Genomic DNA, 13,077 nt, shown 5'->3' with positions numbered 1-13,077 from the left:
CGCGTGTTCGGTCTGGTCGTTCGCCAGTCGGCTCCGGCTTAGCGGAGCATCACCGGCCGCTTCGGCATGTCGTCGATGCTGATCACGCCGTCCTTGTTGCGGTCCATGCGCTCGAACATCCGGTCGCCCAAGGCGATGGCCTCGGCCTTGCTGATCTGGCCGTTTTCGTCCTTGTCGGCCACCCGCATCATGCGGGCAGGGCCGCCCATGCCGTGTTCGCGGCGACCTTCGCCGCGCTCGGCTCGCTCATTGTGCCAGCCGTGGCGCTTGCCGTCGTGGTGTTTGCCCTCATGGCGCGGGCCACCGGCCATATTGTCGGGAGCCATCGCATCGGGACCGGCATCGGCCATGTCCTTGGGCGCTTCGCCCGGCGCCGGCGGGGCAGGGGGAACAGCGGCTGCGTCACCCGGTTTCGCAGCGGTGCCGGCCTTCATTTCGGCGCGGGCCTTCAGCATTTCCGCGCGCATCGCCTGGCGATGCTGGCGCATTTCGCCGGGCGTGATCGAGCCGTCATTGTCCGCATCGATCTGCGTGAACAGCGCCTCGCTGCCGGCCGTTGCTTCGGCCTTCTCGATCTTGCCGTCCTTGTTCGTGTCGAACTGCTGCAGCATGCGGACGAACATGACTTCGGGGCCGCCGCGCGGCGGACCGCGCCGCTCGCCGCGATCCTGGGCAAAGGCGCTGCCGGCCGCAGTGCCGACCAGGAGAGACGCCGCAAGGGTGGCCAAGGTGATGGTTCTGCCGTTCATCTGTGGTCCTTTCAAAGACTGGGTCTATGGAAGAACTCTACGGCCTGCCGCCCCGCTGGCCTACTTAACGATCCGTAAGGCGCATGAAACTTTCGTAAGCTTCCGCTAAATTCAGGCGGCATCTCCCAGCACCTGGCCGAGAAAGCCGGCGAGATCGTCGGTCATGTAGTCGACATTGTCGCCGTCGAGATGTTCGACCCGCTCCCAGGTTTCGAGCAGCGCCGTCTCGAGATTGCGCGGCACCAGCAGCACGGTCTTCATGCCGAGCGCCTTCGGCACTTCGAGATTGCGCGGCAGATCCTCGAACATCGCCGCATGTTTCGTGTCGATGCGGTTGAGGCTGGCGAACTTGTCATAGGTGGCGCCTGCCGGCTTCGGCACGTAGTCGGCCGCCACGATGTCGAAGATGTCGTCGAAATGGTCAAGGATGCCGAGTGCGCGCGCCGCATCCTGCGCATGCGCCACCGTGCCATTGGTGAAAATGAATTTCCGCCCCGGCAGCCGCTTGATGGCATTGCCCAGCGCCTCGTCGGGCAGGAGCATCGAATAGTCGATCGCATGCGCCTTTTCGAGAAAGGCATTGGGATCGACCTTGTGATGCAGCATCAGGCCGGCGAGCGTCGTTCCATGCTCGTGGTAATAACGCTTCTGCAGCACCTTGGCCTCGACCGCGTCGACCTGCAGCAGCTCCGCCACGAAGGCGGTCATGTTCGTGTCGATCTGCGCGAAGAGGTTGATGTGATGCGGATAGAGCGTGTTGTCGAGGTCGAAGACCCAGTCACGCACATGGGCAAAATCATCGGGCGAGGGGAGCTTGGCAGGTTTGGTCATCGGGTCCTTATGGCAGAAGCCTCAGAGGATGCAACGGGGCGCCATGACGGCGTGGCTTGAACGGCTATCGAGGAAATAGGATTGGTTGGCGCTTCGGGAAGTGCTATTGCGAACGCATGCAAAAGAAGATGTCGATCCGGACCGGCAGGGCCAGTGTGATCCTCCAGGATCGCAAGCGTCTGCCATGCCGTTTCCATCCCATCGCCTCCGGCACGATCCGCCACCGCCCGGCCTGATCCGGGCCTCGTCGGGGCCATCTCCACCCAAAGCTTTCGTCGTCGTCGCGGCGTCCATGCCGCCCGCACATCTTTCCGGATCGATCCCCCATGGAATTCTGGGCCATCATCACCATCGGCAGCGCCTTCCTGCAGAACATGCGCTCCGCCCTGCAGAAACATCTCAAAAGCCGCATGGGCACGACAGGCGCCACCTTTGTGCGCTTCGGCTTCGGCCTGCCCTTCGCCTTCCTCTATCTCGCCATCCTGCATCAGGGCTTCGGCCGGCCGGTGCCGGTGCCGGGCCTGGTCTTTGCCGGCTGGGCGGTCATCGGCGCGCTCGCCCAGATCGCCGCGACCTTTCTGCTGGTGCATCTCTTCTCCTTCCGCAACTTCGCCGTCGGCACCGCCTATTCCCGCACCGAGCCTGCCCAGGCAGCGCTGATCGCGCTGATCTTCTTCGGCGAAACGATCACCGCCGGCACCTTTGCCGCGATCCTCGTCTCGATTGCCGGCGTCATGCTGATTTCAGTGGCCCGCACCACGCTGACGCCCTCCGCTCTGGTGACCTCGGTCTTGAGCCGCACGGCGCTCATCGGCCTCGCCTCCGGCTTCTTCTTCGGCCTCTCCGGCACCGCCTATCGGGCGGCGTCCCTGTCGCTGGCGCCGACCCTTCCGGCGCCCGATGCGGTGATGCAGGCGGGTTATACGCTCTGTGTGGTCATCGTTGTGCAGACCATCTCGATGCTCGCCTGGATGCTGTGGCGGGATCGGGCGGAACTTTCCCGCATCCGCGCCGCCTGGACGATCAGCGCGCTCGTCGGCTTCGTCGGCGCGACGGCCTCCTTCGGCTGGTTTATCGCCATGACCCTGCAGCAGGTGGCGGTGGTGAAGGCGCTGGCCCAGGTCGAGATGCTCTTCACCTTTGCCTCGTCGGTCCTGTTCTTCAAGGAGCGGATCAACCGGCTGGAGGTGGCGGGATGTGGGTTGATCGTGCTTGGGGTGTTGTTGCTGGTGTTGGTGTGAGTGGGATGGGGGCGGCGGTAGGGTCGGTTGAGGCCCATCTCCCCCCTTTGCGGGGGAGATGGGCTCCGCGCTTGTGTCTCGGCTCCCTCATGCTGAGGTGCCCGCGTCAAGCGCGGGCCTCGAAGCATCCCGCACTGGTGGCCTCGTGCTTCGAGGCCGGGCAAGCCCGGCACCTCAGGATGAGGGAAGCGGGGTGGCCTCGCCCTTCGAGGCCCGACGGTGTCGGGCACCTCAGGATGAGGGGTGATGTATCAATGTCAAAAAACCCAAGCTTCGCCGCCGGTCGGGATCTCTCCCTCCGGGTGTGGGCATGCTTGTCTCGGACGAGGCGCCAGAAGCAACCTGTCTAAGTAATGTATGTGGCTCCTTCCGGCGCCCCGTTCGGCGTCTATTCCCGCTGCATGCGTCTCTCTGGCAAGGCGGCGACGGTCCTCGTCATCCTCGTCCTCGGGTTTAACCCGAGGATGACCCGAGGACCGAGGAATGACCGGGCGCGGGTCCGGCTGTGGCATCACCACGAGAGTGACGCGTCAGCCTGGCCGGTGGCCCGGGAGGTTCCCGCCGGATGGTGCACCATTCCGACCGGGACCCTCGCCCGGGGGATGGAGCCTTGGTCATTTCCGACCTCGGCCACCATCCCCGCCGTTTTCTCCGCCCCGCTGTCTGGATGTTCGCGACAGCGCGGGCGCCTTGTCTGTGTGCCTCTGAGGCACGTCCTTCCGATCAGGGTATCCAGGCTTTGGGGCATCCGACCCCATCACCCTCGTCAAGCCCTTCGTCCGGAGGGAGACCGTTGCAGCGGGCCGGGGATTTGTGCCTGCGACAGCACTCGCCCCCGGCGCCGGCCCCGCCTCGCCTGACATCGCATCGTCAGGTGTATCCGAGGGCGGGACGGCGATGATTCTACGGGAGGAAAAAGGGTGGGGGATGAAAAAATGTGTCGGGGTTTGATTTTGTTGGGAAATGTTCGGAATTCATCCCCCTTTTTTTTGGGAAATGGCGCTGTCTGGCGTGACCGTCTGGCCTCGGAAGGCTTGTGTCTGGATCCTCGGGTCAAGCCCGAGGATGACGGAGTGTGGGCGAGCGACTGGTATCCTCCGCTGCTGTCTTCACCGGATACGTCTGCGGATAACGTCTGCGGAGGATACCCCTATCTCCCCGAGAGGTCGTCATCCTCGGGCTTGACCCGAGGATCCAGACACAAGCCAATCTCGGGCTCCATCTCCCCCCTTGGTGGGGGAGACTTCGGAGCGGCGGCAGAAGGCCAGAAATCGATCCAGTGAATCGATTTCAGCGAACGGAGGCCTGAGCGCGACGCCGCGCGAAGGCTGAGAGATGAATTGGCCCGATCAGGGCCAAAGCTTGAGATTTCGCGAGAGGGGGCTCGGTGAGGGGAGAGCCAACGGAACTGTGCCCCTCTCCTGGAAAATCTGAAAGTTAGGCGGCTTGCGCGCGCCTAAGCCTTCGATTTTCCGTCCTCCCCCGCATGGGGCAGGTGGTGCGCCGCTGGCGTCGAGTACCTGGCCCTTTGCCCCTCACCCTACCCTCTCCCCGCAGGCGGGGAGAGGGAGGCGCAAGCGGTGGCCGTCGTGGCCTTCTCCCCGCAGGCGGGGAGAAGGTGCCGCCCTTCGACAGGCTCAGGGGGCGGATGAGGGGCACCTGCGGAGAGGCCCGCAAAAACATTTGCGCTTTTGCCGCCGCGCGGTACATCCAGGATACGCAATGCGCAGAACCGCCGGAGACGTTTATGAGCCCATCAGACAAGCCCGGCGCTGCCGGATCCGCGCAGGCCTATCCGAAGCGCTGGACGGCGCTTGCCGTGATGATGCTGGCGAATTTCATGAACCTGCTGGATGTCACCATCGTCAATGTGGCGCTGCCGAGCCTGCAGTCGGGCCTGGGGGCGACGTCGAGTGAGATCGAATGGGTCGTGGCGGGATATGTGCTGGTCTTTGCATTGGGGCTTCTGCCCTTTGGCCGGCTGGGGGATGTGCGCGGCAAGAAGCGCGTGTTTCTGGCCGGCGTGGGGGCCTTCACCTTCGCCTCGTTGCTGTGCGGCCTGGCGCCCGGCATCGACAGCCTGATTGCAGCGCGTCTGCTGCAGGGCGCGGGTGCGGCGATCATGACGCCGCAGGTGCTGGCGATTGCCCAGATGATGTTTCCGCCGAAGGAGCGGGCCGCTGCCTTTTCGCTGTTTGGCCTCAGTGCCGGTCTCGCCTCGGTGTCCGGGCCGCTGCTCGGCGGCTGGCTGATCAGCCTGGATCTCTTCGGCCTCGGCTGGCGGCCGATCTTTCTCATCAACATTCCGGTCGGCCTGGTCACCATCCTGCTCGGTTGGCGCCTCATCCCTGCGCTGCCCGTACGCCCTGGGTTGAAGAACGATCTGGTCGGCATCGTTCTCGCGGCCTTCGCGATCTTCTGCGTCATCTTCCCGCTGATCGAGGGGCGCGGCTTCGGCTGGCCGGCCTGGTGTTTCGCCATGCTGGCGCTGTCCGTGCCGTTCGCCATCGCCTTTGCGCTCTGGGAACGCCGCCAGCATCGGACAAAGGGGCCGGAACTGCTGCCGCTCAATCTGATGACCAACCGGAACTATGTCATCGGCACGCTGATGACGGCGACCTTCTTCTCGACGCTGCCGGGTTTCTTCCTGACATTTGCGATGTTCCTGCAGCAGGGATTTGGCTTCACGCCGCTGCAATCGGGCCTCACCACGGTGCCGTTCTCGTCCGGCATCTTCGTCGCCTCGCTGATCTCGGGGCGGCTCGGCAACATCACGCCGCGCCTGCGCGTGATCACAGGCGTGTTGATGGTCATCGTCGGCATGGCGGCGCTGCGCTATCAGGTCCTGGGCTTCGGCGATGTGGCGGATCGGGTGGCGCTGCTGCCCTGGCTGCTGCTCAGCGGGCTCGGCATGGGGATCGCGATTGCGCCGATGTTCCAGCTGGTGCTCGCAGGCGTGCCGCCGCATGATGCGGGTTCGGGCTCCGGCGCGCTGCAGGCGATCCAGCAGGTGGGGAGCGCGCTGGGGATTGCCATCGTCAGCCAGATCTTCTTTGCCGATCTTTCAACGAATGTCGCTGCCGGCATGGCCAATCATGCGGCCTATATCCATGCGCTGGCGACGGGACTGTTCTACAATTTTGCCGGCTATACGCTGGTGCTGGTCGCCGTGCTGCTGATGCGGGCGCAGGCCGGACCGGCGGTGCAGGAAAGGCCCCTGCCGGTCGAGTGACCGGCGAGGGGATCTTGTGTCTCAGGGCACGAGCAGCGTGCCGGCACCGGTTTCGGTGAAGAGTTCGAGCAGGACCGAATGGGCGGTCTTGCCGTTGAGGATGACCACGCCCTGGACGCCGGCCTGGATCGCTTCGATGCAGGTCTCGACCTTCGGGATCATGCCGCCTGATATCGTGCCGTCCGTGATCAGCGCATGCGCTTCCGCGACCGACAGTTCCTTGATCAGATTGCCGTTCTTGTCGAGCACGCCGGGCACGTCGGTGAGGAAGAGCAGGCGCGAGGCATTGAGCGCGCCGGCAATGGCGCCGGCGAAGGTATCGGCATTGATGTTGTAGGTGGCGCCGTCACGGCCGGGGGCGACAGGCGCGATGACCGGGATCATTTCCGAGCGGGCGAGCAGGTCGAGCAGTGTCCGATCGACCTCGACCACTTCGCCGACGAAGCCGAGATCGAGCACGCGCTCGATATGGCTGTCGGGATCGCGGACCTTCTTCTGCGCCTTTTCGGCAAAGACCATGTTGCCGTCCTTGCCGCAGAGACCGATCGCCCATTCGCCGGTCTGGTTGATCAGGGCGACGATTTCCTTGTTGATCGAACCGGCCAAGACCATCTCGACGATCTCGACCGTCTTCTGGTCGGTGACGCGCAACCCGTTTTCGAAGCGTGATTCGATACCCATCTTGGCGAGCATCGCGCCGATCTGCGGGCCGCCGCCATGCACGACGATCGGGTTGACGCCGGACTGCTTCAAAAGCGCGATATCGGCGGCAAAGGCCTTGCCGAGCTCGGGATTGCCCATGGCATGGCCGCCATATTTGACCACGATGGTCTTGTTCTCATAGCGCTGCATGAAGGGCAGCGCCTGGACGAGAAGGCGGGCCTGGATTTCGCTTTCGGGAGCTGACATGGAAAACCTCGCATTGGATCGCGGCCTTTTAGCGCAAGTGGCGCCGCGATGGAATAATCGCCTCGCAATATAAGCGGCAGATGACATGCATCTTCATCCCCTCGCATTGCAGAAAGAAACGGCTGCCCTACATTAGCAGCGGTTGGAGCACGGGGGCATCATGGAACGCGACGAGATCGGCGAGCTGCTGGCCCGGGTGGCCCTTCGCGACCGTGCGGCGTTTTCGCGCATCTATCAGAAGCTTTCGCCGAAACTTTTTGCCATCTGCCTTCGTATGTTGAAGGACAGGGGCGATGCCGAAGAGGCATTGCAGGACGTTTTCGTCCGGATCTGGGACAAGGCCGGCAGCTATACGGGCGATGGCCTCAATGCCTATGGATGGCTGTGTGCCATCACGCGCTACCGCTGCATCGACCGCTTGCGGGCACGGCGTCCGCAAGGCGAGGATCTGGACGCAGCGGAAGATCTGGCCGATCTTGGGCCAGACCCCGAACAGACGGCGATGCTGCGCTCTGAAGGCGCACGCATTGACACATGCATGGAGGCATTGGATCCTGACCGGGCGCGCGCTGTCAGGCAGGCTTATGTCGAAGGACTGTCCTACCAGGAGCTGGCTGAAACCTATGCCGTTCCGCTGAACACGATGCGCACATGGCTGCGACGCAGCCTTTTGAAACTGAGAGAATGCATGGATGAGCACGCCCGACCAGAGCAAGGGTGACAGATCGCGGGACGAGGTCCTCGCCGGGGAATATGTCCTCGGCGTTCTCGGCGTGCCTGAACGCGCCGAGGTCGAGGCGCGTCTGCGCCATGACCGCCAGTTTGCCGAGGTCGTGCGCCGCTGGGAGGCCAATCTTCTCCACTTCAACGAGGATTACGCCGAGGTTCCGGTTCCGGATCAGCTGTTCGGCAAGATCGAGCAGCGGCTGTTTCCGGCGATGATGGACAATGCCGCGCCGCGCGGGCTGTGGAATGCGCTCTGGCTCTGGCGCGGGCTGAGTTTTGCCTCGCTCGGCGGCCTGGCGCTTGTCGCCGGCCTCCAATGGGCGCCGGCCTTGCGGTCGCAGCCGGTGGCAACCCGGCTCACGGCGGAGCTGTCGGGCGAGAAGAGCGATATTGCGCTGATCGCAAGCTATGACGCCCGTTCGGGTCAGCTGGCGGTGACGCCGGTGGCAGCCGGTGGGGCCGAGCAGAAATCGCTGGAGCTGTGGCTGGTCGAAGGCGAACAGCCGCCCGTCTCGCTCGGCGTGCTGCCGCAGACGGGGCAGGGCGCGATCGCCGTGCCGGACGCGCTGCGGGGCCGTCTGGCGGAAGGCGTGGTGCTCGCCGTCAGTCTCGAGCCGTTCGGTGGTTCCCCGACGGGCAAGGCGACCGGTCCGGTGCTGGCGGTTGGCCCTGTTCATCCCTGATCGGCTGAAAGTTTTCAATGAAATCAAATAGATGAAAGAGCGGCGAGAAATTTCTTGCCGTTTTTGAAACTTCTGTTCGAAGCGGTCCGTCCTTTGTGATGTCCCCGATAGAGGGATCCCACTCAGGCGTCCGATGGCCCGAACCGTCAGGACGCGTTCAAGAACACCAAGGACAGAGGAAACCGTAATGTTCAAGATCGCCCTTCGCCCGCTCGCACTCACCGCCGCCCTTCTTGCCGGCACCGCAACCGCCTTTGCCGCCAATCCGATGGTCGGTGGCGCTGAAATGCTCGACAGCAAGAACATCGTCGAAAATGCCATGAACTCGAAGGATCACACGACGCTCGTCGCCGCCGTCAAGGCTGCCGGCCTGGTCGAGACCCTCCAGGGCGCCGGCCCGTTCACTGTGTTTGCTCCGACCAATGAAGCCTTCGCCAAGCTGCCGGCCGGCACCGTCGACAATCTGCTGAAGCCTGAGAACAAGGACCAGCTCACCAAGGTTCTGACCTGCCACGTGGTCGGCAAGGCCGTGATGGCCGAAGCCCTGGTTAAGATGATCGCCGATGACGGCGGCGAGCACGACGTCAAGACCGTCGGCGGTTGCGTGCTGAAGGCAAAGGCTGCTGACGGCAAGGTGACGCTGACCGACGAGAACGGCGGCGTCTCGACCGTCACCATCGCCGACGTCAAGCAGTCGAACGGCGTCATCCACGTCGTCGACGCGGTGATCCTGCCGAAGATGTAAGATCGGGGGATGGGGGGCTGTTCAGCCCCCTGTTCCAAAACAGGTGCCTGAGCGTCAAAGGCCCTGTTTGACGGCCTCGGTGATTGCACCCCGCAATTGCTCGAGGCCGTCTGCTTTTTCAGACGAGGTCGCGAGCACTTCCGGGAAGGCGGCCGGGTGTTTCTTGATCTTCTCCAGCGTCTCGGCGATCAGCCTGGGCACACCGGCTTCCTTGATCTTGTCGGTCTTGGTGAGCACGATCTGGTAGGAGACGGCGGCCTTGTCGAGCAGCGTCAACACTTCGTCATCGTTCTTCTTGATGCCGTGGCGGCTGTCGATCAGCACATAGACGCGCTTCAGCGTCGCGCGACCCCTCAAGTAATCGAAGACCAGCTTGGTCCAGGCATCGACCTGTTCCTTCGGCGCCTTGGCATAGCCATAGCCGGGCATGTCGACGAGCGCCATCGGCGGCAGGTCGCCTTCCTGGCCGGAAAAGCCGTCGGGCACGAAATAGTTGAGTTCCTGCGTGCGGCCCGGCGTGTTCGACGTGCGGGCAAGCCCGGCCTGGCCGACCAGCGCATTGATCAGCGACGACTTGCCGACATTCGAGCGACCGGCAAAGGCGACTTCGAGCGGACCTTCCGGCGGCAGGAACTCCATCGACGGCACGCCGCGGATGAAGATCCACGGGCGGACGAACAGGGGATAGTCACTTCTCTGATTGGGGTCGCGCATCGCTGAGGCCTCTCGTGAACCGGTCAATTCAGGGTTTTGCGCGGCAAAGTCAAGCCGGCGCGCTGTTTGCGCGGTCTCTCGGGGGGGCGCGTGTGGCTGACGAGATAGGTGAAGAGCGCGGCCATCACGATTGCACCGCCCAGGATCGTCCGGCCCGAGGGGATCTCGTTGTGCAGGAGGACCATCCAGACGGGCGCGAGGATCATTTCGGCCGTGCCGAGCAGGGCGGCGAGTGCGGACGGGATCATGCGCGCGCCGGTGACGTAGAGCGCCATGCCGAGACCGAGATTGAGGGCGCCGAAGCAGAAGAGCAGAGCGAGATCCTGGCCGCCGACGACAAGGGCGCTGGCCTGGGTGGCGGCGATCGCGGACGCGATGAAGGAGCCGCCACAGGCAGCCGGCGTCATGCGGATGCCGGGATAGCGACGCGTGATGACCGTCATGCAGGCGAAGATCGCCGGGATGCTGGCGGCCAGCGTCAGCCCGAGGATAGAGCCGCCTTCGCCGATCGAGGCCGAGACCATGATGCCGACGCCGAGGATGACGGCGAAGATGGCGCCCCAGGTGACCGGTGTAATCGGCTCGCCGAGAACGATGCGGGCGAGAAGGGCCGCAAAGAGTGGGATCGACGCCATGAACAGCACGACGTTTGCGACGGGCGTCATGGATACCGCCAGCACGAAGAAGGTCGAGACCAGGGCGAAGCCGACGGCGATGGAGAGGCCGGGCCAGCCGAGCGCGCGAAACAGACGAATGGTGCCCTTTGGCCCGTCGCGCAGCAGCATGAAGACGGCAAGGAAGAGGCCGGCGAAGAGGCAGCGCCAGAAGACGATCGTCCAGCCGTCGGCCACGCCGATGAAGCGCTGGATCGCGCCGCCATAACTCCAGGCAATCGCGGATCCCAGCACCAGGGCGATACCGGCGAGCGAACGGGCGGGGGGAAGGGAGGCAGACTGCGTCATGACGTCTCTGAACTCTGCGGCAACGAGAAAGCCCCGGCAGGACCGGGGCTTTCAAGGATCATTTGGTTTCGGCGGGTTTTCGCCGGAAGACCTTGCCGATGTTCTTGAACAGTTCGATGTCGACGCCGTGGCGCTTCATGATGATCGACTGCTGCAGAACCGAGAGCGTGTTGTTCCAGGCCCAGTAGATGACGAGACCGGCCGGGAAGGTGCCGAGCATGAAGGTGAAGATCACAGGCATCCAGTTGAACAGCATCGCCTGGGTCGGATCCGGAGGCGTCGGGTTCATGCGCATCTGGACCCACATGGTGACACCCATGATGATCGGCCAGACGCCGAGATGCAGGAAGGTCGGGGCTTCGAAGGGAAGCAGGCCGAACAGGTTGACGAAGCTCGTCGGATCGGGCGCCGACAGGTCCTGGATCCAGCCGAAGAACGGCGCGTGGCGCATTTCGATGGTGACGTAGATGACCTTGTAGAGCGCAAAGAAGACCGGGATCTGCAGGAGCACCGGCCAGCAGCCGGCGACCGGGTTGATCTTCTCTTCCTTGTAGAGCGCCATCATCGCCTGCTGCAGGCCCATGCGGTCGTCGGCATACTTGGCTTTCAGCTCTTCGAGCTTCGGCTGCACGCGCTTCATGTTGGCCATGGAGGCATACTGCTTGCTGGCCAGCGGGAAGAACAGGAGCTTGACGACGATGGTGGTGAGCAGGATCGCGACGCCGAAATTGCCCACGAGATGATAGAAATAGTCCATCATTTTGAACATCGGCTTGGTGAAGAAATAGAACCAGCCCCAGTCGATCATCAGATCGAACTTCGGGATGTTCAGGTTGGCTTCATAGGCATCGATGACCGGAACCTGCTTGGCACCGGCGAAGACCAGCGTCTTCAGCGAGGTGTTCTGGCCGGCCGGAATGCTGACGGCGTCGGCCTTGAAGTCGGCCTGGAAGCGCGGCTGGCCGTCGGTGAAGTGCGAGAAGCGCGATTCGAACGGCAGCGTCTGGGCCGGAATGATCGACGAGGCCCAGTATTTGTCGGTGATGCCGAGCCAGCCGCCGGTTGCCTTCGGATTGACGACGGCTTCCTTCTCGATGGCGGAATACTTGTCCTGAACCAGGCTGCCTTCCGTGCCGAGCACACCGAGGAAACCTTCATGCAGAACGAAGATCGAAGGCGTTGCCGGCTTGTTGTAGCGGGTGATGCGGCCGTAAGGCGCGATGCTGGCGGACGTCGTGCCACCATTGGCGATCGTGTCCTCGACAGTGAACATGTAATGTTCGTCGACGGAGATCTTGCGGGTGAAGGTGAGGCCGGCATCATTGGTATAGGTGAGCGTGACCGGGGTCGCTTCGGTCAGCGTCGCGCCTGCGGGCGCGGTCCAGACCGTGTTCGGGCCGGGCACCTGACCGGCGTTTTCGCCGGCGATGAAGCCGAGTTCGGTGAAATAGGCATCCTTGGTCTCGGCCGGATTGAACAGCGTGACGATCGGGCTCGTCTTGTCCACCGTCTCCCGGTACTGCTTGAGCTTCAGGTCGTCGAAGCGCGCGCCGGTGAGGTTGATGGAGCCCTGAAGGTCCTGCGTGTCGATCGCGACGCGGGCGGTCTTGGCGACGGCAGCTTCACGGCTTTCGGCCGAGCCTGCGGTGGCAGCACCGGCGGGCAGCGCGCCGTTCACGGCGGTTCCAGCAGCCGGCGTCGTCGTTGCGGCGGCGGGATCCGCGGCCTTGGCGGCCTCCTGCTGCGCGATCTGGGCTTCCTGAGCCTTGCGCTGGGCTTCGATGCGCGGGTTCATGTAGAAGAACTGCCAGGCAAGTACGATCAGCACCGATAAGGCAATCGCGACGAAATAATTGCGGTTGTTCTTCATCATTCTTTCCTGGGACCGGTCTTGTGCGACCGCGTGTTGTTCGTCTGGCGGTTTTCAATACGATGGATCAGCTGTTGCGACAGCTGACTGAAGGGTGCACCGAGCACCTCGCGCCGGCCGACAATGACATAGTCGTGTCCCGGCTTCATTGCAAACGCCGCATTCAGCCGCACGGCTTCTTTCAGCCTGCGCCGCATGCGGTTGCGTTCCACTGCATTGCCATGTTTCTTGGTGACCGTGTAGCCCACCCGGGCCTGCGCGTCATCCTTGCGGTCGAGGACCTCGAGGAGGAACAGTCGACCCTTGCGCGCTTCGCCTTTTCTGACGGCGAGAAACTGGGGCCGGCTTTTCAGCCGGCCGACAGAAGTCTTTGTGTCCGTGGACGTCATGGGCCCGTCAATCTCGTCGGGCACTT

At 63.6% G+C, this 13,077-nt stretch carries 12 protein-coding genes; 5 read left to right on the top strand and 7 right to left on the bottom strand.

Annotation, left to right across the window (positions count from 1 at the left end):
• Positions 1 to 38: 38 nt before the first annotated feature.
• Both DFO46_RS16015 and DFO46_RS16010 read right to left on the bottom strand, forming a co-directional pair.
• Positions 39 to 749, bottom strand: a complete 711-nt coding sequence (locus tag DFO46_RS16015; protein ID WP_120277967.1) for a calcium-binding protein — start codon at positions 747 to 749, stop codon at positions 39 to 41.
• 111 nt (positions 750 to 860) lie between these two features.
• Positions 861 to 1,580, bottom strand: coding sequence for a pyrimidine 5'-nucleotidase (locus tag DFO46_RS16010; protein WP_120277966.1), 720 nt, complete (start codon positions 1,578 to 1,580; stop codon positions 861 to 863).
• A 326-nt stretch (positions 1,581 to 1,906) separates the two neighbouring features.
• Here DFO46_RS16010 and DFO46_RS16005 point away from each other — a divergent pair, with 326 nt between their 5' ends.
• The gene (locus DFO46_RS16005; RefSeq protein ID WP_120277965.1) at positions 1,907 to 2,821 is read left to right on the top strand and encodes an EamA family transporter; all 915 of its coding nucleotides are present in this window, start codon (positions 1,907 to 1,909) and stop codon (positions 2,819 to 2,821) included.
• A gap of 1,747 nt (positions 2,822 to 4,568) precedes the next feature.
• The gene (locus DFO46_RS16000; RefSeq protein ID WP_120277964.1) at positions 4,569 to 6,053 is read left to right on the top strand and encodes a DHA2 family efflux MFS transporter permease subunit; all 1,485 of its coding nucleotides are present in this window, start codon (positions 4,569 to 4,571) and stop codon (positions 6,051 to 6,053) included.
• Between the two features lie 21 nt (positions 6,054 to 6,074).
• Here the strand turns inward: DFO46_RS16000 and argB are convergent, their stop codons facing one another.
• Complete coding sequence (gene argB / locus DFO46_RS15995; protein WP_120277963.1) at positions 6,075 to 6,962, bottom strand: acetylglutamate kinase; 888 nt, start codon at positions 6,960 to 6,962, stop codon at positions 6,075 to 6,077.
• A gap of 160 nt (positions 6,963 to 7,122) precedes the next feature.
• Between argB and DFO46_RS15990 the strand changes: the two genes are divergently transcribed.
• From DFO46_RS15990 to DFO46_RS15980, 3 genes are all read left to right on the top strand, one after another.
• The gene (locus tag DFO46_RS15990; RefSeq protein WP_110790152.1) at positions 7,123 to 7,683 is read left to right on the top strand and encodes a sigma-70 family RNA polymerase sigma factor; all 561 of its coding nucleotides are present in this window, start codon (positions 7,123 to 7,125) and stop codon (positions 7,681 to 7,683) included.
• Positions 7,655 to 8,371: an anti-sigma factor gene (locus DFO46_RS15985; protein ID WP_120277962.1), complete on the top strand. Its 717-nt coding sequence runs from the start codon at positions 7,655 to 7,657 to the stop codon at positions 8,369 to 8,371. Before DFO46_RS15990 ends, DFO46_RS15985 begins: the two co-directional genes overlap by 29 nt.
• A gap of 187 nt (positions 8,372 to 8,558) precedes the next feature.
• Complete coding sequence (locus tag DFO46_RS15980; RefSeq protein WP_120277961.1) at positions 8,559 to 9,116, top strand: fasciclin domain-containing protein; 558 nt, start codon at positions 8,559 to 8,561, stop codon at positions 9,114 to 9,116.
• Positions 9,117 to 9,170: 54 nt separating this feature from the next.
• On the opposite strand, the gene yihA is transcribed toward DFO46_RS15980, so the two are convergent.
• Genes yihA through rnpA form a run of 4 tightly spaced genes read right to left on the bottom strand, consistent with a single transcriptional unit; the run spans position 9,171 to position 13,063 of the window.
• Positions 9,171 to 9,830 carry a ribosome biogenesis GTP-binding protein YihA/YsxC gene (gene yihA / locus DFO46_RS15975; RefSeq protein WP_120277960.1) on the bottom strand — a complete coding sequence of 220 codons (660 nt, stop codon included), beginning with the start codon at positions 9,828 to 9,830 and terminating at the stop codon, positions 9,171 to 9,173.
• Between the two features lie 23 nt (positions 9,831 to 9,853).
• Positions 9,854 to 10,792, bottom strand: coding sequence for a DMT family transporter (locus DFO46_RS15970; protein WP_120277959.1), 939 nt, complete (start codon positions 10,790 to 10,792; stop codon positions 9,854 to 9,856).
• A 58-nt stretch (positions 10,793 to 10,850) separates the two neighbouring features.
• Complete coding sequence (gene yidC / locus DFO46_RS15965; RefSeq protein WP_110790147.1) at positions 10,851 to 12,662, bottom strand: membrane protein insertase YidC; 1,812 nt, start codon at positions 12,660 to 12,662, stop codon at positions 10,851 to 10,853.
• Positions 12,662 to 13,063 carry a ribonuclease P protein component gene (rnpA, locus tag DFO46_RS15960; protein ID WP_165826160.1) on the bottom strand — a complete coding sequence of 134 codons (402 nt, stop codon included), beginning with the start codon at positions 13,061 to 13,063 and terminating at the stop codon, positions 12,662 to 12,664. Before rnpA ends, yidC begins: the two co-directional genes overlap by 1 nt.
• Positions 13,064 to 13,077: the final 14 nt, after the last annotated feature.

It is taken from the genome of Rhizobium sp. AG855 (assembly GCF_003610655.1).
GTDB classification, from domain to species: domain Bacteria; phylum Pseudomonadota; class Alphaproteobacteria; order Rhizobiales; family Rhizobiaceae; genus Allorhizobium; species Allorhizobium wuzhouense.
The sequence above is the reverse complement of the archived record's forward strand: the minus strand, read 5'-3'. Positions and strand labels throughout refer to the sequence as shown.